The sequence below is a fragment of the Streptomyces sp. NBC_01381 genome, from assembly GCF_026340305.1.
Classification (GTDB): Bacteria; Actinomycetota; Actinomycetes; order Streptomycetales; family Streptomycetaceae; genus Streptomyces.
This window is the reverse complement of sequence record NZ_JAPEPI010000001.1, coordinates 3,527,746-3,548,844: the sequence shown is the minus strand read 5'-3', so window position 1 is coordinate 3,548,844 and position 21,099 is coordinate 3,527,746. Positions and strand designations below refer to the sequence as shown.

19 protein-coding genes and 1 rRNA gene are annotated in these 21,099 nt (G+C 71.9%); 8 read left to right on the top strand and 12 right to left on the bottom strand.

Annotated features, from left to right (window positions below):
• Positions 1-167 precede the first annotated feature (167 nt).
• Positions 168-1,811 carry a PucR family transcriptional regulator gene (locus tag OG453_RS16540; protein ID WP_266868605.1) on the top strand — a complete coding sequence of 548 codons (1,644 nt, stop codon included), beginning with the start codon at positions 168-170 and terminating at the stop codon, positions 1,809-1,811.
• 200 nt (positions 1,812-2,011) lie between these two features.
• On the opposite strand, the gene OG453_RS16535 is transcribed toward OG453_RS16540, so the two are convergent.
• The 3 genes from OG453_RS16535 to recN all read right to left on the bottom strand — a co-directional run bounded on the left by OG453_RS16535 (position 2,012) and on the right by recN (position 6,060).
• Positions 2,012-3,148: a glycosyltransferase family 4 protein gene (locus OG453_RS16535; protein ID WP_266868603.1), complete on the bottom strand. Its 1,137-nt coding sequence runs from the start codon at positions 3,146-3,148 to the stop codon at positions 2,012-2,014.
• A 286-nt stretch (positions 3,149-3,434) separates the two neighbouring features.
• Positions 3,435-4,223: a hypothetical protein gene (locus OG453_RS16530; RefSeq protein ID WP_266868601.1), complete on the bottom strand. Its 789-nt coding sequence runs from the start codon at positions 4,221-4,223 to the stop codon at positions 3,435-3,437.
• A 109-nt stretch (positions 4,224-4,332) separates the two neighbouring features.
• Positions 4,333-6,060 (bottom strand): DNA repair protein RecN, encoded by a 1,728-nt coding sequence (gene recN, locus OG453_RS16525; RefSeq protein ID WP_266869894.1) that lies wholly within the window; start codon positions 6,058-6,060, stop codon positions 4,333-4,335.
• A gap of 210 nt (positions 6,061-6,270) precedes the next feature.
• On the opposite strand from recN, the gene OG453_RS16520 reads away from it, so the two are divergent.
• Complete coding sequence (locus OG453_RS16520; RefSeq protein ID WP_266868599.1) at positions 6,271-7,620, top strand: FtsX-like permease family protein; 1,350 nt, start codon at positions 6,271-6,273, stop codon at positions 7,618-7,620.
• A 126-nt stretch (positions 7,621-7,746) separates the two neighbouring features.
• Here the strand turns inward: OG453_RS16520 and OG453_RS16515 are convergent, their stop codons facing one another.
• The 3 genes from OG453_RS16515 to OG453_RS16505 are packed head-to-tail and all read right to left on the bottom strand — an operon-like array spanning position 7,747 to position 9,810.
• Complete coding sequence (locus tag OG453_RS16515; protein WP_135331494.1) at positions 7,747-8,652, bottom strand: NAD kinase; 906 nt, start codon at positions 8,650-8,652, stop codon at positions 7,747-7,749.
• A gap of 11 nt (positions 8,653-8,663) precedes the next feature.
• On the bottom strand, positions 8,664-9,479 hold the full coding sequence (locus OG453_RS16510) for a TlyA family RNA methyltransferase (protein ID WP_266868597.1): 816 nt from the start codon (positions 9,477-9,479) through the stop codon (positions 8,664-8,666).
• Positions 9,480-9,486: 7 nt separating this feature from the next.
• Entirely contained in the window at positions 9,487-9,810 is a 324-nt protein-coding gene (locus OG453_RS16505) for a hypothetical protein (protein WP_266868596.1), read from the bottom strand.
• Between the two features lie 42 nt (positions 9,811-9,852).
• Here OG453_RS16505 and OG453_RS16500 point away from each other — a divergent pair, with 42 nt between their 5' ends.
• The gene (locus OG453_RS16500; protein WP_266868594.1) at positions 9,853-10,200 is read left to right on the top strand and encodes an SCP2 sterol-binding domain-containing protein; all 348 of its coding nucleotides are present in this window, start codon (positions 9,853-9,855) and stop codon (positions 10,198-10,200) included.
• Here the strand turns inward: OG453_RS16500 and OG453_RS16495 are convergent.
• The 3 genes from OG453_RS16495 to OG453_RS16485 are packed head-to-tail and all read right to left on the bottom strand — an operon-like array spanning position 10,184 to position 13,220.
• A complete protein-coding gene (locus tag OG453_RS16495; protein ID WP_266869893.1) occupies positions 10,184-11,101 on the bottom strand; it encodes an ABC transporter ATP-binding protein in 918 nt (305 codons plus the stop codon). The two genes, OG453_RS16500 and OG453_RS16495, sit on opposite strands and share 17 nt — an antisense overlap.
• A 50-nt stretch (positions 11,102-11,151) precedes the next feature.
• Positions 11,152-12,180 carry an iron chelate uptake ABC transporter family permease subunit gene (locus OG453_RS16490; protein ID WP_266868593.1) on the bottom strand — a complete coding sequence of 343 codons (1,029 nt, stop codon included), beginning with the start codon at positions 12,178-12,180 and terminating at the stop codon, positions 11,152-11,154.
• Positions 12,177-13,220: an iron ABC transporter permease gene (locus OG453_RS16485; protein WP_266868591.1), complete on the bottom strand. Its 1,044-nt coding sequence runs from the start codon at positions 13,218-13,220 to the stop codon at positions 12,177-12,179. Before OG453_RS16485 ends, OG453_RS16490 begins: the two co-directional genes overlap by 4 nt.
• Before the next feature lie 53 nt (positions 13,221-13,273).
• Between OG453_RS16485 and OG453_RS16480 the strand changes: the two genes are divergently transcribed.
• From OG453_RS16480 to OG453_RS16470, 3 genes are read left to right on the top strand one after another with little or no spacing between them, the layout of a single operon-like run.
• Positions 13,274-14,308 carry an ABC transporter substrate-binding protein gene (locus tag OG453_RS16480; protein ID WP_266868589.1) on the top strand — a complete coding sequence of 345 codons (1,035 nt, stop codon included), beginning with the start codon at positions 13,274-13,276 and terminating at the stop codon, positions 14,306-14,308.
• A complete protein-coding gene (locus OG453_RS16475; RefSeq protein ID WP_266868587.1) occupies positions 14,308-15,318 on the top strand; it encodes an ABC transporter substrate-binding protein in 1,011 nt (336 codons plus the stop codon). The genes OG453_RS16480 and OG453_RS16475 overlap by 1 nt, the downstream gene beginning before the upstream one ends.
• The gene (locus tag OG453_RS16470) at positions 15,318-16,151 is read left to right on the top strand and encodes a siderophore-interacting protein (RefSeq protein ID WP_266868586.1); all 834 of its coding nucleotides are present in this window, start codon (positions 15,318-15,320) and stop codon (positions 16,149-16,151) included. The genes OG453_RS16475 and OG453_RS16470 overlap by 1 nt, the downstream gene beginning before the upstream one ends.
• A 145-nt stretch (positions 16,152-16,296) precedes the next feature.
• Here OG453_RS16470 and OG453_RS16465 read toward each other — a convergent pair whose 3' ends face one another.
• Positions 16,297-17,325, bottom strand: a complete 1,029-nt coding sequence (locus tag OG453_RS16465; RefSeq protein ID WP_266868585.1) for an HAD hydrolase-like protein — start codon at positions 17,323-17,325, stop codon at positions 16,297-16,299.
• Between the two features lie 72 nt (positions 17,326-17,397).
• Here OG453_RS16465 and OG453_RS16460 point away from each other — a divergent pair, with 72 nt between their 5' ends.
• Positions 17,398-18,675 (top strand): DUF1015 domain-containing protein, encoded by a 1,278-nt coding sequence (locus tag OG453_RS16460; RefSeq protein WP_266868583.1) that lies wholly within the window; start codon positions 17,398-17,400, stop codon positions 18,673-18,675.
• Positions 18,676-18,753: 78 nt separating this feature from the next.
• Here the strand turns inward: OG453_RS16460 and OG453_RS16455 are convergent, their stop codons facing one another.
• Positions 18,754-19,560, bottom strand: a complete 807-nt coding sequence (locus OG453_RS16455; protein WP_266869892.1) for a tetratricopeptide repeat protein — start codon at positions 19,558-19,560, stop codon at positions 18,754-18,756.
• On the opposite strand from OG453_RS16455, the gene OG453_RS45140 reads away from it, so the two are divergent.
• The gene (locus tag OG453_RS45140) at positions 19,531-20,790 is read left to right on the top strand and encodes a hypothetical protein (protein ID WP_323178656.1); all 1,260 of its coding nucleotides are present in this window, start codon (positions 19,531-19,533) and stop codon (positions 20,788-20,790) included. The genes OG453_RS16455 and OG453_RS45140 overlap by 30 nt on opposite strands.
• Positions 20,791-20,910: 120 nt before the next feature.
• Here the strand turns inward: OG453_RS45140 and rrf are convergent.
• A 5S ribosomal RNA gene (gene rrf / locus OG453_RS16445) occupies positions 20,911-21,027 on the bottom strand.
• Positions 21,028-21,099: the final 72 nt, after the last annotated feature.

Genomic DNA, 21,099 nt, shown 5'->3' with positions numbered 1-21,099 from the left:
TCTGGCATGGCGGGCACCTTGCCGTGGAGTGACGTACGCCACAAGCGACAGGGGGTCGTGCAATTGGCGTGCGGGGGCGACGAGTTGTCGGGCCCGGGGCACTTTCGGCCATGCCCGTAACCGGCCGGAGATGTTCCCGGAACGTGTGCGCAGGTAGCGTCCGCCCCATGGAAAGTCAGGGCACGCAGGGCACTCAGGGCGGAATCACCGTGCAGCGGGCCCTGGAGCTTCCGGGTCTGCGCGGCGGACTGCCGGAAGTGGTCGCGGGAGCGGAACGGCTGCAGCGCACCGTGCGGTGGGTGCACGCCGGCGAGGTGCCGAACATCGCCTCGCTGCTCAAGGGCGGCGAGCTGCTCCTGACCACCGGCCTGGGCCTTGGCGCACGCCCCGCCGAGCAGCGCGCCTTCGTGCGCAAGCTCGCCGAGCGGGGCATCGCGGCGCTCGTCGTCGAGCTGGGCCCGCGCTTCGCCCGGCTGCCCGCGGCGATCGTGGAGACGGCGCGCGCGGCCGGCCTCCCCCTGGTGCAGCTGCACCGCGAGGTGCCCTTCGTGACGGTCACCGAAGAGGTGCACACGGAGATCGTCAACGGTCACTACGCGCTGCTCCAGCGGGCCGAGGAGGTCCACCGGCGCTGCACGGAAGCGCTGCTCGGCGGCGGCGGTGTGCCACAGGTCCTCGGCGTCCTCGCGGACTTCAGCGGCAATCCGGTGTTCCTGGAGACAGCGGACGGGCAACTTCTGTACGCCGCCGGGGCGGGCACGGAGTGTGCCGATCCGCTCCAGGTGTGGGAGGGCCTGCGGGGCCGCACCGTCGACCGGGACGGACCGCCCGCGGGCGCGGTGCTCGTCGACGTGCCGGGCGGTGGACCCGGCACCGGCTCGGTGCGGGCCCGGCTCGTACTGCTCGCCGTGGAGTCCGTGCTGCTCCCGGTTCACCGGATCGCGGCGGAGCGGGCGGCGGGCTCGCTCGCGGTGGTCCTGATGCAGGCCAGACAGGAGGAGGAGCTCGCGGCACGCGGCCGCGGCGACTTCCTGACCGACCTCGCGGAGGGGCGCATCACGGCCGACGACGCGCCCGCCCAGGCGCGCGTGCTCGGCTTCAAGCCCGGCGAGAGCCCGCTGCTCCCGGTCGTGATGCGGCTCGCGGACGGGCTGCCGCCGGGCGGCGGCTGGGCCGTCCTCGCGCGTGCGGTCGCGGAGGAGCTGGCGGCGGTGGGCGTGCCGGTGCTGCTCGGCGTACGCCCGGTCGAGGGCCGCGTGCCGCTGCTCCTGGGGCTCCGTACGGAGTCCGAGCGCACCGCGGTGGCCGACCGGGTCGCGGCGGCGCTGCGGGCCGGCGTCGAGCGGGCGGGGATGCAGCGGGCGGGGGCGCAGCCACCGGTCGTGGTGGTCGGGGTCGCGGGCGGCTGGGCGGCGGCGTCGGCGGGACTGCGGCACGCGGCGGAGACGGCGACGGCGGCCCAGGGCCTTTCGGACCGCCCCTGGTACGACGCGCGCCGCCTGGACATCGACCTCCTCCTGTGGCGCCTGCACAACTACGACGACTCGGCCCTTGCAGCCTTCGTGGACCGCGCGATCGGCCCCCTGCGCACCCACGACCGGCGCTCGAAGCCACCACTGCTGCCCACCCTGCAGACGTACCTGGCGCACGCCGGGCGCAAGGCGGAGACGGCCCGCGAACTGCACCTGAACCGGCAGACGCTGTACAACCGTCTCGCCAGGATCAGTGAACTCCTCGGCACGGACCTGGACGACCCGCAGACGGTGCTCGCGCTGAGCCTGGCGCTGCGGGCGCGGCGGCATGTGACGTAGCGGCCCGCGCGGCGGCCGGCCGAGGCTCGGCCCGGCGACGGCCCGCGCAGGCGAGGACCCGCCGGCACCCGCGCGAGCGAGACTTGCCGGCGCCGGCGGGCTCGTGACCAGGGGCGGCCCGCGCAGATGCGGTGCGACGCCGTCGGCGATCGGCCTGCGGGCGCGCCGGGCTGTGGCGCAGCCGCCCGCGCCGCTCTCCGCTACATGGCCCGCGGCTGCGTCAACTCGTCGTAGACACTGAGGACTTGGGTGACCGTCTCGTCCTCGGTCGGCCAGGTCGCCGCCTGGGCGGTGCCCTTGTCCTTGAGCCGCTCCTGGTGCTCGGGGTCCGCGAGGAGGCGCGCGACGGCCGTGGCGAGGGCCGCGGCGTCGCCGTAGGGGACGAGTTCGGCTGCGTCGCCGACGAGTTCGGGCACACCGCCCACCGCGGTCGCGACCAGCGGCACGCGCGCGTGCAGGGCTTCCTGGGCCAGCACGGAACGGGACTCCCAGCTGCTGGGCAGCACCACGAGATCGGCGGCCGCGAGCAGCTCGGGCACGTCGTCACGCCGCCCCACGAGCCGGGCCGGAAGACCCTCGCCCTCGATACGGCGCTTCAGCTCCGCCCGCTCAGGCCCTTCACCGGCGATGACGAGCAGCGGCAGCGGGTCGAGGTGGCGCCACGCGCGCGAGGCGTCGAGCAGCACGTCGAAGCCGCGGTGGCGTTCCAGCGTGCCGACCGCCACGATCAACGGCCGGTCCACGGCGCCGAGTTCGGCGCGTGCCTTGTGGCGCAGACCGTCCGGCTCCTCGTCGTCACGGGCGGCCGCGCGCGGCGTGGGGAGCGTGACGGGGGCGAGCCGGGCGTCCCGCGCGCCCCTGCGGCGGGCGCGGTCGACGAGGTCGGACGAGGTGCCGAGGACCACGGCCGCGGCCTTGGCGACGCGCCGCTCCAGGGCGCGAAGGACGTGGGCGCGCGCGCCTTCCGCATGTGCGCGGGTGTGCCAGGTGACGACGAGCGGGATACGGCGGCCGGTGAGCGCGAGCGCGGCGCGCAGAGCGGCGTGCAGTCCGTGTGCGTGCACGAGGTCGGCGTCGGTGCAGGCCACACGGAGGGAGGCGACGGATGCCGGGTCGCTGCGGCGGGGCACGTGGACGTGCCGGGCGCCGGTGCCCGTCAGGTCGTACGCGGAGGCCGCATCGGAAGGGGCGCACACCGTGACCCGCACGCCCCGCGCGGCGAGGCCCGCGGCGAGCGACCTGACGTGGGCGCTGCTGCCCGCGCTTCCGCCGCCCAGCACTTGCACGGTGTGCAGCGGCGTCTGGCCGTGCGGTGAGTGGCTGCTCACGTGGCTCACGTAGCCGGGGCTCCTGAGTCGGCGTCGGGGGGCTGCGCCAAGGATGCCAGTCCGTACGGACGTTCCGGCACCGCCGAAAGGTCTCTTCCGCACGGGGGCAGGCAACTCCCTGAAGCGGATCACTCGCATGGGTGAGGACAAAGGGGTTTCAGCGCCGCGGATGCCCTGCGGCCCCAGGCATCTTCGCAGCGGGGCCTCGACGGACGGAAGGCTTTCGGGCGGCTCGGCGTGGCTCGGCTGTCGTGGGGGCCGTGCCGCGGGGCAGACGGGCGTTCGAAGACAGGACCTAGGCCCCGGCTGCCGCGCTGACCTTCTCTCCGTACGCCGCCGCGGCGACGAGGCCCGCCGCGTGCGCCACCAGGCCCGCGCGGCCGTTGCCCGCGACGATGGCGGTGCCCAGGGCCGCGCCCAGGGCGTGCGCTCCGGCGTCACCGATCATGGCGCGCTCCCCCAGGTCCTCCGGGAGCACGGCCGCGGCGGCCCCCATGGAGGCGGCGGCGAGAACCCCGGCGGTGCCCTTGCGCAGCAGCCCCGGCGCCCCCAGGGCGAGCACCGCTCCGGCGGCGCGTCCGGGGCGTACGTCCACGAGGTTGACGAAGTGGGCGGTACCGGCGATCACGACGCCCGCGAGGACCTTGTCCACCGGCCGCTCCTTGAGCAGCGCGCCCGCGGCGAGACCGGCCGCGGAGATCCCGAACAACTTCACGGCCCCGCTGGTGACTTCACCGCCGCGCAGCGCGGCGAGGTGCGCGCGGAACCCTCGGCGCGGGTCGCCTGCCCCCGCCATGTCGTCGTACACCCCGCAGGCACCGGCGGCGAGCACGGCCAGTGCGGTGGCGGCGCGAGGCCTGCCCGCCAGGGCGACACCACCGGCCGCGGCCCCCAGAGCGGCAGCGGGCCCGGCGTACAACTCCACTGCCCGCCCCGCGTAGTTCTTCCGCTCCCAGCGGTCGGGGCCGCCGGGGGCGCGGGAACGCAACGCGGTGGTGGCGGCGCGGGTGACGGCGGCGGCGGTGAGGAGGGCGGTGATGCGGCGGGCGGTGATGCGGCGGGCGGTGATGCGTCGGGCGTTCATGCGTTTCAGCGTACGGGCGACGGCGTATCAGCCTGTCCGGCGTTTGAGGACGAACTCGGCGAAGCCGGTGATCTGCGGTACGCACGGCCCGTCCAAGGCCCCCGGCCCGCTAACCGTCCCCCCGAGCCGTGGCCAGCAACTCCTCCGCATGGGCCCGCGCGGTCTCCGAGTCCTCCTGCCCCGCCAGCATCCGGGACAGCTCCCGCACCCGGTCCTCGCCCTCCAGGACCAGGACCCCGGAGCGGGTGACGCTCCCGTCGTTCGTCTTCTCGACCAGCAGCTGCCGATCGGCGAACGCCGCCACCTGCGGCAGATGCGTGACGACCACGACCTGCGCCGACTTGGCGAGCCGGGCGAGGCGCCGCCCGATCTCGACCGCGGCCTTGCCGCCGACGCCCGCGTCGACCTCGTCGAAGAGGTACGTGGGAACGGGATCCGTGCCCGCGAAGACGACCTCGACGGCCAGCATCACGCGCGACAGCTCACCGCCGGACGCCCCCTTGGCGATCGGCCGTGGCGGCGCGCCCGGATGCGGGGCCAGGAGGAGTTCCACCTCGTCGACGCCCGTCGGGCCGTACGCGACGAGACGTCCGTCGACCGGCACACCGTCCGCGCCCTCGGGCACCTCCGTGGCGGTGATGTCGATCGTCACGCGCGCGTGCGGCATCGCGAGGGAGGCGAGCTCTTCAGTGACGGCCGCCGCGAACCGCGAAGCCGCCTCCTGACGGGCGTCGGTCAACGCCTGCGCAAGTCCCGCCAGTTCGCCCCGGAGCGCGTCCCGCTCGGCCGTCAGCTCCTCCAGCCGGTCGTCGTCACTCTCGAGTTCGGTGAGCCGCGCGGCCCCCTCCTCGGCCCAGGCAAGTACGGCGTCGATGTCGGCGCCGTACTTCCGGGTCAGCTGAGTCAGCGCGGCACGCCGCTCCTCCACCGCCGCGAGCCGCAGCGGATCGGCGTCGAGGTCATCGGCGTAACCGGCCAGTTCGCCCGCCACATCGCCCAGCAGAATCCCGATCTCGCCGATCCGCTCGGCCAGCGCGGCGAGGGCGGCGTCGTGGGAACGCACCGCCTCCAGGGCCCGGTGCGCGCCCGCCACCAGCGTCGTGGCGTCGACGCCCTCCGGGTCCTCGGGGTTGCCCGCGAGCGCGGCGTGGGCAGCCGTGGCGGCGGACGCGAGCGCCTCGGCGTGGCCGAGCCGCTCGGCCTCCGCGGCCAGTTCGACGTCCTCGCCCGCACGCGGCTCGACGCCCGCGACCTCGTCGAGGCCGAAGCGCAGCAGATCCGCCTCCTGGGCGCGTTCCCGCGCGCGCGTGGTGATCTCGTCGACCTCGGTCGTCACGGCCCGCAGCCTTCGGTACGCCGCCGTGTACTTGGCCAGCGGCACGGTGACCGCGTCGCCCGCGTACCGGTCGAGCGCGCCGCGCTGCCGGGCCGGCTTGAGCAGCCCCTGCTGATCCGTCTGACCGTGCACCGCGACGAGGTCGTCCGCCAGTTCGGACAGCAGACCCACCGGCACCGAACGGCCTCCGAGGTGCGCCCGTGAGCGCCCCTCCGCCGAGACGGTACGGCTGATCAACAGCGCGCCCTCGTCTAGTTCGGCCCCCGCCTCCTCCGCGCGCACGGCCGCCGATGCGCCGTCGGGCACGGTGATCCGGCCCTCGACGACCGCCGCCTTGGCGCCGATCCGCACCAAGGCGGGATCCGCGCGCCCGCCGAGCAGCAGGCCGAGGCTCGTGACCACCATCGTCTTGCCCGCACCGGTCTCACCGGTCACGGCGGTGAAACCCGGTGACAGCTCGACGACCGCGTCGTCGATGACTCCGAGCGACCGTATCCGCATCTCCTCCAACACGGACACGACCTTACGAGGTCAGAGCCCGGGTGTGCGACGGCCCCTGGCCACCTTCCGCGAAGGCGCAGGTGGCAAAGGCGGACCGAACGGACGCTGTCACCCGCAGGGGGTGGGGATTTAGGGGTGGGGATTACCCCACCGTGATCTTCCTGCTTGCCTCATGGTGCCCGGTGGCCCCAGCACCCCACCATGATCTGTATGAGAACGGGACTCGCACTGGCGGCGCTGCGCGCGCACCGCCCGGCCTTCGTGGGCACGGCGGTGGCCGCGCTCTTCGCGGCGACCGTGGTGAGCGCATCGACGATGATGCTCGGCACCACCGGCACGGAGGGGCTCTCCGCACGGGCCCGCGATCAGATCGCCGAGAACGGCGTCGGCGACATGGCCGTCGTACTCCTCATCGGTTCGATCTACATGTCGATATTCGTGGTCGCGTCGACGATGGGCACGGCCGTGGCGCAACAGCACCGCGAGCTGGCCATGGTGCGCTCCATCGGTGCCAGACCCCGGCAGGTCCGCCGCGCGGTGGCCGCGCAGGCCCTCGCCGCGTCGATCCCCGCTGCCCTCGCCGGCTTCGTCCTGGGTGGCTTCGTCGCCCGCTGGTGGCATGCGGGGATGGTCGACCACGGGCTGCTCCCCGCGGAGGCGGCCTTCCGCTTCAGCTGGGTCGCCCTGCCGGTGTGCCTCGGCGTGGCCGTGGTGACGACGACGCTCGCCGCGCTCCTTTCGGCCCTGCGGTTCTCGCTGCTGCGCCCGGCCCGCGCCCTGAGCGAGGCGGCGACCGGGCGGCGCGGCCTCGGCGTGCTGCGGGCGCCGCTCGGCGTGACAGCGGTCGCGGGGGCGTGCGTCATCGCGGTGCTCCTGTCCCGGCAGCCAGCGGACGAGGCGGGCGAGGGCGCGTTCCTCGTCCTGATCCTCTTCTGCGTCGGCGCCGGACTGCTCGGCCCGCGCATCATCGGGCCCGCGGCCTGGCTGGTCTCGGCGCTGGTCGGCCGGTTCGGCCCGAGCGCGCGCCTCGCCATGCTCAACGTCCGCTCGCAGCCCCGCCGTTTCTCCGCCGCGGTGGTGCCGCTCGTCCTGGTCGTGGGCTTCGGCCTCACCAAGATCGGCATGCACACCACGGCCCAGCACCACACGGGCTCGGCGGGCAGCACGGGCGAGGTCTGGCTCGACTATGTGGGCACGGGGCTGTACGCGGGCTTCGCCGCGATCGCCGCGGCGAACACCCTCGCCATGATCTCCTTCGAGCGCCGCCGCGACGTCGCACTGCTGCGGGTGGTCGGCAGCCAGCGGGCCCAGGTGCGGGCCATGGCTGCCTGGGAGGCGGTGGTCGTGGCGGGGACCGCGCTGCTGCTCGGCACAGCCATCGCACTCGGCACACTGGCGCCGATCCTCAGCACGGCGTTCGGCTCATCGATGCCCTACCTTCCGTGGGGCGTACCGACGGGGATAGCTACGGGCACCCTGCTCCTGACGCTCCTGGCGACGGGCCTTCCGGTACGTGCGGTGATGCGGAGGCAGGCGATATCCGTGGTCGGCTCGGCGTGACCGTAGAAGGGCCGCGCCCCGTCAGGGGCGCGGGGCTGTGACATTTGCGGCTCCGCCGCGTGGGCGCGCCAAGCCCCCACCGACCCGCACCTGAGGACCGCACCAAGACCGCCCCGCAGCGGAGCCCTAGTGAGGCGCCCCACGCCACCCAGAAACCGGCAGCGCAAACTTCGCCACAAGCCGGTCCGTAAAGGACGCATGGTGCAGCCGCGCCAACCGCACCGGCACCCCTCCCCTGCGCACCTCGACCCGCGCCCCCGCGGGCAGTTCCACGGTCCGCCGCCCGTCGCACCACAGCACCCCGTGCGGCGTGTGCTGCTGGACCTCGACGGCGAGCACCGAGTCCGGCGAGGTCACAAGGGGCTTCGCGAACAGGGCGTGCGCGCTGATCGGCACCATGAGAAGCGCCTCCACCTCCGGCCACACCACGGGCCCGCCCGCCGAGAAGGCATACGCGGTGGACCCCGTCGGGGTGGCACACACAATGCCGTCGCAGCCGAAGCCGGTGACGGGGCGGCCGTCGATCTCGAGCACGACCTCGAGCATCCGCTCGGCCGACATCTTCTGCACGGCGGCCTCGTTGAGCGCCCAGTCGCGGTGCACGACATCGCCGTTGCGGTGCACGACGACGTCGATGGTCATCCGCTCCTCGACCTCGTACGCCTTGGTGACGACCCGGTCGACCACCTTGTCGAGGTCGTCGCGCTCGGCCTCGGCGAGAAAGCCGACCCGGCCCAGGTTCACGCCGAGCATCGGCACCCCGGAGGCGCGCGCGAACTCGGCGCCGCGCAGCAAGGTTCCGTCGCCGCCGAGCACGACGATCAGCTCACAGTCGTCGATGCACTCGGCCGTGGCCTCCTTGACCGTCTCGACATCGGGCGGCAGCGGCAGATCGGCCGCCTCCGCCTCAAGGACCCGTACGCCCAGGCCGCTGCGCAGCAGCCCCTGGACGACGAGTTCGGCACTGCGGATGGCCGCGGGCCGCCCGGTGTGCGCGAGCAGGAAAACAGTACGAGCTCGGGTCTGGGTCACTCGGGTCTGAGTCAACGGGGCCCCTCCGCCACGGCACGGTCAACGTCCGCCGGGTCCAGTTCGGGCGCCCCGGCACGCAGCCACAGAAAGTACTCGACATTTCCGGAAGGGCCGGGCAGGGGGCTCGCAGTCACGCCACGTACACCGAGCCCGAGCCCCCACGCCTGCCGCGCCACCGTCCGCACCGCGTCGGCCCGCAGCTCCGTGCTGCGCACCACACCGCCGCTGCCCAGGCGCTCCTTGCCGACCTCGAACTGCGGCTTGACCATGAGGACCAGGTCGGCGTCGGGGGCGGCGCACCGCACGAGCGCGGGCAGCACGAGCCCGAGCGGGATGAAGGAGAGGTCGCCGACGACCAGGTCGACGGGGACGCCGTCGATGAGTTCCAGCGTCAACTCACGTACGTTCGTACGGTCCTTGACGGTGACCCGGTCGTCGCTCTGCAGCGACCAGGCGAGCTGTCCGTATCCGACGTCCACGGCGACGACACCGGAGGCACCGGCGCGCAGCAGCACATCGGTGAAGCCGCCGGTCGAAGCGCCCGCGTCCAGCGCGCGCCGCCCCTCGACGACAAGCCCCTGCGGCCCGAACGCGGCGAGCGCGCCCGCCAGCTTGTGGCCGCCGCGCGAGACGTAGTCGGGGTCGCTCTCGTCGGCCGCGACCACGATGGCTGCGGCGGTCTCCACCTGCGTCGCGGGCTTCGTCGCGGTGTTCTTGTCGACGGTCACCCGCCCTGCGGCGATCAGCTGGCTTGCGTGCTCGCGCGAGCGCGCCAGCTTGCGACGGACCAGCTCGGCGTCGAGGCGGCGGCGTGCCACTCCTGCCACGTTCTGTTCAGCTCCTGTTGTACGAGGGTGTGTACGACGGTGTGTGCGGGGACGAAGGCGAGGGCGCCGGCGGCCCGGGGCGTGCGTCGAGCGCGGTCAGCGCGTCACGCAGTCCCCGGTGCACATCCTCGTACACCTCGATGTGGCCGTCCGTGGCGAGGTGGTCGGCGTCGCCGAGGCGCTGGAGCAGGGCGTCCACCTCCGCGTCACCGGTCGGCGCGCGCTCCACGCCGAGCGGCGCGGGGCCCGCGGGGTCGTACGCCTCCACAGGCTCAGGCTCAGCCTCGGGCTCCGCGGCCTCGGGCCCGGGGCCCGGCAACGAGTCGTTCATGCCACGACGCTACCGCGAAGCGCTGGGGTACCGTCGATCACGATGGCGACGATCGAAGAGTGCCGCGCGGCACTGGACAAACTCTCGGACAACCTGGCGGGCGCGGAAGGCGGCGTGCGCAGTGCGGCAGCGCTCAACCGCTCGCTGAGCTGCCGCATCACCGACCTCGACGTCTCGTTCACGGGCCGTCTCGAGAACGGCCGGATCACGGTGCTCGACACCTACTCCGGCGCGCCCAGGGAGAAGGCCGAGATCCGGCTCGCCATGTCCGGCGACGATCTGGTGGCGATGGTGGACGGCGAGCTGAACTTCGCGAAGGCCTGGGCCTCCGGCCGGGTCAAGCTGGAGGCAGGACTGCGCGATCTGCTCCGCCTCAGGACGTTGCTTTAGCCCCACCGGCCACAGCACCGGCACCTGCATCAGCGCCGGCCTTCTTCGCCAGCTTCGTACGTCCCCTGCGCGCGGCCGGCACCACCAGCGGCGTCCCCGACTCCGGGTCGTCGATGATCTGGCAGTCCATCCCGAAGGTGTCCCGCACCAACTCCGCCGTGACGATGTCGGCCGGCGCGCCCTCGGCGACGACCTCGCCGTCGCGCAGGGCGATGAGGTGAGTGGCGTACCGGGCCGCGTGGTTGAGGTCGTGCAGGACGGCGACGAGGGTGCGCCCCTGCTCCTCGTGGAGTTCGGCGCACAGGTCGAGTACGTCGATCTGGTGCTGGATGTCGAGGTACGTCGTCGGCTCGTCGAGCAGCAGCAGCGGGGTCTGCTGGGCGAGCGCCATGGCGATCCAGACCCGCTGGCGCTGCCCGCCGGACAGTTCGTCGACATAGCGGTCGGCCAGTTCGGCGACACCGGTCGAGGCCATCGACTCGCCGACGATCCGCTCGTCGTCCGCCGACCACTGCCGAAGCAGGCCCTGGTGCGGATAGCGGCCGCGGGCCACCAGGTCGCCCACCGTGATCCCGTCGGGCGCGATGAACGACTGCGGCAGCAGGCCGAGGGTGCGCGCCACCTTCTTCGCGGGCATCGACTGGATGACGTTCCCGTCGAGCAGGACGCGGCCCGCCGACGGCTTGAGCATCCGGGACAGGGCGCGCAGCAGGGTGGACTTGCCGCAGGCGTTCGGGCCGACGATCACCGTGAAGGAGTTGTCGGGTATCTCGACGGACAACTTCTCGGCGATGACGCGCTGGTCGTAGCCAAGGGTCACGTCGTCCGCGATGAGCCGGTTCACTGCGGCACGCTCCTGCCTGTCGGTGCTTTCAGAGTTGGTGGTCTTCCCGGTGTTCATACGCGCCCCGCTGTTCATCTGCGCCCCGCTGTTGATCTGCGCCCCGCCGCTCATATCCGCCCCGCCTTGCGCTCGATGACGAGCAGCCAGAGCAGATAGACGCCGCCGAGCACACCGGTGACCACGCCCACGGGCAGCTGATCGGCGCCGAACGCCCGCTGCGAGGCCCAGTCCGCGACGATCAGCAGGGTGGCGCCCATGCACAGGGACGGGATCAGGTTCGGTCCCGGCGAGCGGGTGAGCCGCCTGGCCAGCTGCGGCGCGGTGAGCGCCACGAAGCTGACGGGTCCCGCGGCGGCGGTCGCCGCCGCGGTGAGCAGCACGGCCGAGCCCATCAGGACGAGGCGGGTGCGCTCGACGGGCACGCCGAGCGCGTATCCGACGTCGTCGCCCATCTCCAGCATCCGCAGCGGTCGCGCGTACGTCATGACGAGCGGCACCAGGATCGCGCACAGCACGAGCAGCGGCCAGACCTGCTCCCAGTCCCGGCCGTTGAGGGAGCCGGTCATCCAGACGACGGCGCGCGCGGCGTCGACGATGTCGGCCTTGGTGAGCAGATAGCCGTTGATGGCGGTGACGAAGGCGGCGACGCCGATGCCGACAAGGACGAACCGGAAGCCGTGCACGCCCCGCTTCCAGGCAAGGAGATAGATCGCCGTGCCCGTCACCAGACCGCCGACGAGCGCACCGCCGGCGACCTGCACCGCGCTGCCCTGGAAGAGGACGATCATGATGAGCGCCCCGGCGGTGGACCCCTGCCCGAGGCCGAGGATGTCCGGACTGCCCAGCGGATTGCGCGAGATGGACTGGAAGATGGCGCCGCCGAGTCCGAGCGCGGCCCCCACGAGGAGTCCGACCAGGACGCGGGGCAGCCGCAGGTCGTTGATGATGAACTCCTGCCCGGCGTCGCCGTTGCCGAGCAGGGTGCGGATGACGTCGGCGGTGGGGATGTCGAAGTCGCCGGTGCCGATCAGGACGACGCTCGCGGCGAGCGCGGCCACGACGAGCAGGGCGACGACCACGGCCGTGCGGACGTCGAGACGGAAGCTGAGCCCGCCCCGGGTGCGTATCGCCTTCACAGCTGAGCCAGCCTCCGCCGTCGTACGAGAATGATGAAGACCGGGGCGCCGATCAACGCGGTGATGATGCCGACCTGCAGCTCGGCGGGGCGCGCGACGATGCGTCCGACGACGTCGGCGCCGAGCAGCAGGACCGGGGAGAGGACCGCCGCGTACGGCAGGATCCAGCGCATGTCGGGCCCGGTGAAGGAGCGCACGACGTGCGGCACCATCAGGCCGACGAACATGATGGGCCCGACCGCCGCGGTCGCCGCCCCGCACAGCAGGGTCGCGGCGGCCATGGACAGCGCGCGGGTGCGGTTGAGGTGGGCGCCGAGCGCGCGGGCGGTGTCGTCGCCCATGGCCATGGCGTTCAGCGGCCGGGCGAGGCCGAGCGCGAGCACGCTGCCGATCACAAAGAAGGCGAGGACCTGCAGGATGGTCTCGTTCTTGGCCGACGCCAGGGAACCGACCGTCCAGAAGCGCATCTTGTTGAGCGCCGCATTGTCCATGATCATCACGGCTTGCAGATAGCCGTAGAGGGCGGCGCTGATCGCGGTTCCGGCGAGCGCGAGGCGCACCGGCGTCGCGTTGCGGGTGCCGCCGAGCGCGTAGACGAGGGCGCCGACCGCGGCAGCGCCGAAGAACGCGAACCACACATAGCCGCTCAGCGATGTGACGCCGAAGAAGCTGATGGCGGTGACGACGGCGGCCGATGCACCGAGGTTGATGCCGAGCAGTCCGGGGTCGGCCAGCGGATTGCGGGTGAGCGCCTGCAGAACGGCACCGGAGAGACCAAGGGCCACACCGACGAGCAGTCCGAGCAGCGTGCGCGAAAGCCGCTCCGCGACGACGACATCGTCGTACGTCCCGGTGTCCTGGAAGAGACCGTGCCAGACGTGGTCCAGGGGCATCGACTTGGCACCGACCGCGATGCTCGCCACGGCGACGAGTGCGAGCACACCGACCGAGACAAGGAGCCCGGCGCTGCGTATCGCGCGGCGGTTGGGTGGCGCGGGAGCGGTCTCCGCGCTGGCTTCGGGGGGACTGTCGACCAACACCAGGTTAGGTTAGCCTACCCTCTCACTCGACTTCGACGGGAGAAGCAACAGCCATGCGTGCTCGCCGCCCGATACCTCCCGCTCTGACCCGCCGTGGTGTGCTCGGCGGCGTCGGAGCCCTTGGCCTCGGCGGACTTCTTTCGGCATGCGGCGACGGCTCGGACGATGGCGCGAAAGCATCGGGCGACGGCTGGAGCTTCAAGGACGATCGCGGCACGACCGCGAAGGCCGGCAAGACCCCGCGCCGCATCGTCGCCTACATCGGCGCGGCCGCCGCGCTGCACGACTTCGGCATCGAGTGCACCGGCGTCTTCGGCCCGACGAAGCTGAGGAACGGCGAACCCGATGTGCAGGCCGCCGACATCGATGTCGACAAAGTGACGATCCTCGGCAACGCCTGGGGCGAGTTCAGCATCGAGAAGTACGCCAAGCTCCGGCCGGAGCTGCTCGTGAGCACCATGAACGTGGCGCCGACTCTCTGGTACGTCCCCGAGGAATCCGCCAAGAAGATCACCTCGCTCGCCCCGACCGTCGGCATCCTCACCGGCAAGACCTCGCTGACGAAGGCGATCGGCCGCTTCGCCGCACTCGCCGAATCGCTGGGCGCCGACCTCAAGGCGGAGAAGGTCATCGCCGCCAAGAAGCGTTTCGAGGCGGCGTCGGAGACCCTGCGCAAGTCCGCGAAGGCGGCGAAGGCGAGCGGCGGCATCAAGGTCATGGCGATCTCGGCGCAGCCCGACCTGCTCTACGTGGGCAACCCCACCGACTTCACCGATCTGCGCCACTACGCCGACCTGGGCATCGAGTTCGTCACCCCGGACGAGACGGCCAAGGGCGGCTTCTTCCAGGAGCTCGGCTGGGAGAACGCCGACACGTACGAAGCCGATCTGATCCTCGTCGACAAACGGACGGGCAACCTCAAGCCCGCCGAGCTCAAGAAGTCCAAACCGACCTGGGCAAAGCTCCCTGCCGTCAAGGCGGACCAGGTCATCACGTGGTCCAACGAGGCCCAGTTCAGTCACGCCGGCTACGCACCGCTCATCGAGCAGCTCGCGGCAGCCGTCGACAAGTCGAAGAAGGCCGTCTGATGAACACCCACCGCACTCTCTCCCGCCGCGGCCTGCTCACCGCCGGCGGCGCCATCGGCGCCGGCGCCCTGCTCACGGCCTGCGGGAGCGAGAAGAAGCCCGAGAAAGACTCCGGTTCCAAGGCCTGGAGCTTCAAGGACGACCGCGGCAGAACCGCCAAGGTGAACCACACCCCGAAGAACATCGTCGCCTACGTCAGCACGGCCGCCGCGCTGTACGACTACGGCGTCGAGTGCACCGGCATCTTCGGCCCGTCCAAGCCGGTGGACGGCAAGCCCAACCCCCAGGCGGGCGATCTCGATGTCGACAAACTGACGAGCCTCGGCGAGTCCTTCAACCAGTTCAACATCGAGAAGTACGCGGGCCTCAAGCCCGACGTCCTGATCAGCAACATGTTCCCGCCGCCCGCTCTCTGGTTCGTGCCCGCGGACAGCACCAAGAAGATCGAGGCGCTCGCGCCCACCGTCGGCATCAAGGGCGCCCGCACCTCCCTGCTCGAACCGCTGAAGCGCTACACCGAGCTCGCCGAGTCGCTCGGCGCCGACCTCGAGACGGAGAAGGTACGGGCCGCCAAGGCCCGCTTCGACAAGGCCGAAAGCCGACTGCGCAAGGCGGCGAAGGCCAAACCCGGCCTGAAGGTCCTCGCGATGACCGGCGACGCCGACCAGTTCTACGTCGCCGTGCCGGACTCCTACTGCGACCTGAACTACTTCAAGGACCTCGGCGTCGAGTTCGTCGAGGGCAAGAAGAGCGATGAATGGGGCTTCTGGGAGTTCCTCAGCTGGGAGAACGCCGACAAGTACCACGCCGATCTCGTCATGATGGACAACCGCTCGAGCGCCCTGCCGCCCAAGGAGCTCGCGAAGAAGCCCACCTGGGAGCTGCTCCCCGCCGTCAAGGCCGGCCAGACCACGCCCTGGTCGATGGAGGAGCGCTACAGCTACGCCGGCTTCGCCCCCGTGCTCGAACGACTCGCCGCCGCCATCGAGAAGTCGAAGAGGCTCAACTGATGACCGACTCCCCGTACCACTTCTTCGACATGCACGTGCTGCGGACCGAGTACGTCACGCCCGCCATGATCCGCGTGGCACTCGGCGGCGACGGCCTGGAACGGATGGCCTCGGCCGGCCGCGACCAGCGCATCAAGGTGTTCCTGCCGCATCCGGGGCAGGACGCCCCGGTCATGCCGGACACGACCGAGGGCGACGCGGCCAACTGGTACGCCGACTGGCTCGCCCTCGACCCCGACGTACGCGGCATCATGCGCACGTACACCACGCGTGAACTGCGCCGCGACCCCGATGAGTTGATCGTCGACTTCGCGGTGCACGGCCCGGCCCCCTCGCCGTCGGACGGACCGGCCACCAGCTGGGCGCGGAAGGCGGCCCCCGGCGCCCGGATAGGCGTACTCGCCCCGATCGAGGAAGAGAACGGCGCCTACGACTTCAGGCTGCCGCAGGACACCGACTGGGTCCTGCTGACCGCCGACGAGTCGGCGCTCCCGGCGGTGGCGAGCATCCTCGAAACACTCCCGCCCGGCACTCCGACGCGCGTCTGGATCGAGGTCCACGACCCTGCGGACCGGCAGGACCTGTCCACCAAGGCCGACGCGGAAATCACCTGGCTCACGGAGACAGGCGCCACACCGTCGGCGATCCGCACCGCGGAGCTCCCATCGGGCACCCCGTACGCCTGGATCACGGGCGAATCCGCAACGGTCAAGGCCACCCGCCGCCACCTGGTCACCGACCGCGGCTTCGACCGCAAGCGGGTGTCGTTCTCGGGCTACTGGCGCAGAGGCACGACCACCGACGAACTAATAGACCGCAACGAAACGGCCTGAGCCCCCTAGCCCACCGAAGGCCCCGCACTTGCCTCTGCTGGCAGGGGCGGGGCTTTCCGTTGATTGGGGGGGTGGGGAGTGGCGGGGCGCCTTCGGCCCACTCACGCGCGGGCCGGGCGGCTCCAACCTCCAGCCCCAGCCCCGCCTACACCCCCAACCGCGACAACGCCTTCCCCCCGTCCAGCGCGCACACCCCATCCCCCGCATCCGTCCACGCCGCACCACACAGCGCCCGCAGCCCATCAAGCACGTCGCCCTCGCCGTCAAGCACCAGCTCGGACCCCCGCGCCGAAGCGGTCCACCCGCCGCAGCCGAACGCGCCCTCCGCCGAGGTCACTTCGGGCTGCCCGGTCAGGATGCCGCGCAGATCCGCGTCCACATACGTCGGCCGGTGCTCGGGCGGGGCCGCGAGCAACCGGGCGCCGTCCGTCACTCCGGTCAGCACCAGCAGCGAGTCCACCCCGCCGTTGAACGCTCCCTCGATGTCCGTGTCGAGCCGGTCCCCCACGACCAACGGCCGCTCGGCCCCGGTCCGCAGAATCGTCTCGCGATGCATCGGAGGCAGCGGCTTGCCCGCCACCTGCGGCTCGGCGCCCGTCGCGATGCGGACCACCTCGACCGCCGCGCCATTGCCGGGCGCGATGCCCCGCGCACTCGGAATCGTCAGGTCCGTGTTGGACGCGAACCACGGCACCCCGCGCGCGATCGCGTAACAGGCCTCGGCGAACCGCCCCCACGCCAGGTCCGGCCCCCCGTACCCCTGCACCACCGCCACCGGCTCGTCCTCGGCCGACTCCACCGGCTCGAGCCCCCGCTCCCGCAACGCGACCCGCAGCCCTTCCCCGCCGATCACCAACACCCGTGCCCCCGCCGGGACCTGCTCACTCACGAGCCGCGCGGCCGCCTGCGCCGACGTGATCACATCCGACGCCCCGGTCGGGATGCCCAGCTCCGTCAGATGCCCGGCGACCGCGTCCGGCGTGCGCAGCGCGTTGTTCGTCACGTACGCGAGATGCATCCCGCCCGCCCGCGCCGTCCCCAGCGACTCGACGGCGTACACGATCGCCTGCCCTCCCGCGTACACCACTCCGTCCAGGTCGAGCAGCGCCGTGTCATACGCCTCGCTCAGCACATTCCGGCTGCCGTCGGGCCGCGTCCTGACGGTCTGGCTCATTACACATCGCTCCTCGGTCGATCCCACTCCCCCGATCATCGCTTATGCCACTGACACACATACGATGCTGCAATGAACACAGCGGGTGACACGGACGACCACGGCCTCGACCTGATCCCGTTCCGAGGCGTGCGATACGTCCCCGAACGGGTCGGCAGCCTGGCCGCCGTGACGTCTCCTCCGTACGACGTGGTCGTACGGCCCGACGGCCTGCTCCACCTGGAGTCCGCCGACCCGCACAACATCGTCCGGCTGATCCTCCCGCAGGCCACCACGCCCGCCGCCCGCAACGACCAGGCAGCGGAGACCCTGCGGTCCTGGCTCGCCCAGGGCATCCTCGCGCCCGACCCGGTGCCCAGCCTCTACATCTACGAGCAGCGCGACGGCGACATCCTGCAGCGCGGCGTCATCGGCGCCCTGCGCCTCTCGGAGGCGGCGGACGGCATCGTCCTGCCCCACGAGGGCGTCATGCCCCATGTCGTCGAGGACCGCGCGGCCCTGATGCGCGCGACGAGCGCCAACCTCGAGCCGCTGCTGCTGACCTACCGCTCCGACGGCAACGCCACGGGCGCGCCGGCGCTCATCGAGCGCACCGTACTGAACAAGCCTCTCTTGTCGACGACCACGGAGGACGGCTTCAGCCACCGCCTGTGGGCGGTCACGGACCCCGCCGAGCTCGCCGAGATCCAGACAGATCTCGCCCGCCACCAGGCCCTGATCGCGGACGGACACCACCGCTGGGCGACCAACCTGCGGCTGCGCTCAGAGCACCCGTCCCCCGGCCCGTGGGACTACGGCCTTGTCCTCCTGGTGGACACCGCGCGCTACCCCCTGCGGGTCCGCGCCATCCACCGCTACCTGCATCAACTCCCGGTCGCGGACGCCCTGGCGGCCCTCACGGACACCTTCCGCGTCCGCACCGTCGAGGGTGCCCTGCCCCGCGCGCTCGACGCCCTGGCCGATGCCGCCACCGAAGGCAACGCCTTCCTCCTCGCCGGCGACGGCCGCTACCACCTCGTCGACCGCCCCTCCCCCGACCTCCTCGCGCGTACGATCCGCACCGACCGCCCCGAGGCCTGGCGCACCCTCGACGCGACGGTCCTGCACTCCACGCTCCTCGACCACATCTGGCAGATCCCCGACGCCCCTGAGCACATCGCCTACATCCACGACACCGAAGCGACCGTGGAGAAGGCGGAGCGCGACGGCGGCACGGCGATCCTGATGCACCCGGTCCGCGAAGAGGTCGTCCGCGACCTGGCCCGCCAAGGGGTCACGATGCCCCGCAAGTCGACATCCTTCGGCCCCAAGCCCGCATCGGGCCTGGTCCTGCGCAGCCTCGACGTCTGAACCTCCCACAGCACGCGGATACGACAACGGGCGGGACCCCTGCTGGGATCCCGCCCGTCGTCGTATCTAGGTCAACGCTCAGACCTTGCCGTCTCCGGCACCATCAGCGTCACCCTCATCATCCTCATCGCCCTCGTCGTCCACGTCGCTCTGGACGACGGCGTCATCGCTTTCCGAGGGCTCCGGGAGCGCATCGGCACCGTCCTCATCAAGAGCGTCCACGAACTCGACACCGTCCAGCTCGGCGAGCCGGTCCGACGCGTCGGTGCTGCCGTCCTTGTCGGACTCGATGGCCTTCGCGAACCACTCGCGCGCCTCGTCCTCACGCCCCGCAGCGAGCAGCGCGTCGGCGTACGCGTACCGCAGCCGCGCGGTCCACGGCTGCACGGAGTTCGACGCCAGCTCAGGGCTCTGCAGGGTGACGATGGCGGCATCGATCTGCCCCATGTCACGCCGGGCGCCTGCGGCCACGAGCCGCATCTCGACCTGCCCCGCCTTGTCCAGCTTCGCCACTTCAGGCCCACCGGCCATGTCCAGCGCCTTCTCGGGCCGGCCGAGACCACGCTCGCAGTCCGCCATGACGGGCCACAGCTCGACGCTGCCGGTCATCCGCCGGGCGGCCCTGAACTCGGCGAGGGCCTCGCTGTACTTCTGCGTCGCGTACGCGGCGAAGCCCGCGGCCTCGCGAACAGCGGCGACACGCGACGCGAGCCGCAGCGCGACCCGCGAGTACGCGTAGGCCTGCTCGGGGGCCTCGTCGAGCAGGTTGGCGACCATCACCAGGTTCTTGGCGACGTCCTCGGCAAGCCCCTTGGGAAGGCTCTGCAGCTCCTGCTGTACGTCCTTGTCGATCTCGTGCCCCGTGACGTCGTCCGGGATCGGCAGCCGCTTGATGGGCTCGCGGTCACGGTCCCGGTCGTCACGCCCGCGGTAGCCACCACGGTCGCCGTCGCGCCGGTCATCACGCCGGTCGTCCCGCCCACGGAACCCGCTGGGCCGTCCGCCACGGCTGTCGTCACGACGCGGCCCACGGTAGCCACCGCCACCGCCACCACCACGGCTGTCATCACGCCGGAACCCACCACGGTCACCACCGCGGTCGCCGCCACGATCGTCACGACGGTCATCGCGGCGGAACCCACCACGGTCACCACCGCGATCGTCACGCCGGTCGTCACGGCGGTCATCGCGCCGGAACCCGGGACGGTCGCCACCACGGCTGTCATCCCGACGGAAGCCACCACGATCGCCACCGCGGTCATCACGACGGTCGTCACGGCGGAACCCAGGACGGTCGCCGCCACCACGGGGCCGGTCATCGCGTCGGTCGTCACGTCGATCGTCGCGGCGGAATCCACCACGGTCACCACCGCGGTCATCCCGACGATCGTCGCGCCGGAATCCACCACGATCGCCGCCGCGATCGTCACGCCGGTCATCGCGGCGGTCATCACGACGGAATCCGGGACGATCCCCGTCACGGCGGAAGCCGGGACGGTCACCACCGCGGCTGTCATCGCGACGGAAACCACCACGGTCACCACCGCGGTCGCCGCCACGATCGTCACGACGGTCATCGCGACGCGGGGAGCCGGAGGTCGAGCGGTCGTCACGACGGAAGGCGGGACGATCCCCGTCACGACGGTCGTCACGGCGCGGGAAACCGGAGGTCGAGCGGTCATCGCGACGGAACGGGGGACGTCCTCCGCCATCACGGTCATCCCGCCCGCGGTAGCCGCCGCCACCGCCACGGTTGTCATCGCGACGGAAACCACCACGGTCACCACCGCGATCGTCACGCCGGTCATCCCGGCGGTCATCGCGCCGGAACCCGGGACGGTCGCCGCCACGGTTGTCGTCGCGACGGAAGCCGCCACGCTCACCGCCGCGGTCGTTGTCACGACGCGGACCGCCACGATTGTCACGGTCATCGCGGCGCGGTCCGCCGGAAGTGGGACGGTCGTCCCGGCGGAACGGGGGACGCCCGCCACTGCGGTCGCCACGGTCGTTGTCCCGACGGGGCGCCCCACCGCGGTATCCGCCCCGGTCGCCACCGTCCCGGCGGCGCTGCTCGCGCTCCGGTCGCTCGTCGGGAGAGTTGGTGGACATCGGTGACTCCTAGTCTTCGGTACCGCAGTCATTCTCGCGCAGCCGGGTAGCCGGCGCGCTTCGACAAAAACAAAAAGGACCCTTGGTCCCAGCGTGGACGCTGGGACCAAGGGTCCTCCAAAGATTGTTCGGCGGCGTCCTACTCTCCCACAGGGTCCCCCCTGCAGTACCATCGGCGCTTTGAGGCTTAGCTTCCGGGTTCGGAATGTAACCGGGCGTTTCCCTCACGCTATGACCACCGAAACCCTATGAAATATCCAGCGAAATAGCCGGATCTCAAACAGGGCAGCGAACAAGCACACTCTTCAATTAAGT